Annotated in this window: 1 protein-coding gene; it reads left to right on the top strand. The window is 68.0% G+C overall.

The genetic code is table 11. From position 1 onward, the window contains the following. On the top strand, positions 1–401 hold a 401-nt coding region (locus ACLD7X_RS18530; RefSeq protein ID WP_411425151.1), incomplete at its 5' end, for a DUF3291 domain-containing protein. Between the last annotated feature and the right edge of the window lie 99 nt (positions 402–500).

The raw sequence follows: 500 nt of genomic DNA, 5'->3' as shown, positions 1-500 counted from the left end.
ACTTCGTCGCCATGCTGGGCCCGGTCAACGCGCTGGCCGAGCGCGCGCCCGGTTTCGTCTGGCGCCTGAAGGACGAGGCGGGCGCCGGTGCGACGGGCGTTCGGGTGGATGAAAACCCCCGTACGATCTTACAGCTCAGCCTGTGGGAGACGCCCGAGGCCCTTGAGCACTTCGTCTGGAAGACGGTGCACGCCAAGGTCTACAACCGGAAGGCGGCGTGGTTCCCGCACGATCCGCGCCCCAATCTTGCCTTCTGGTGGCAGCCTGCGGGCACGGTCCCCACCGCGACGGAAGCCTTCGCGCGTCTGGAGCGCCTGCGCGCCCTTGGCCCCACGCCGGAAGCCTTTGGCTGGAAGCAGCTCTCCGGCGCCGCCCTGTGGCAGGACAAGCGCTGCGGCTAGGGACCTCAGGAAGACCAACCTCCACGAGGTCCCGGGGAACACCCAGAAGTGCACCGTGCTGATGATCACCCACGACATCGATGAGGCCCTGTTCCTGGC

The organism is Aphanothece microscopica RSMan92 (assembly GCF_046613545.2).
In the GTDB taxonomy this organism is placed as follows: Bacteria; Cyanobacteriota; Cyanobacteriia; order PCC-6307; family Cyanobiaceae; genus NIES-981.
Note: the sequence above shows the minus strand (reverse complement) of the source record. Positions and strands in the feature narration are given on the sequence as shown.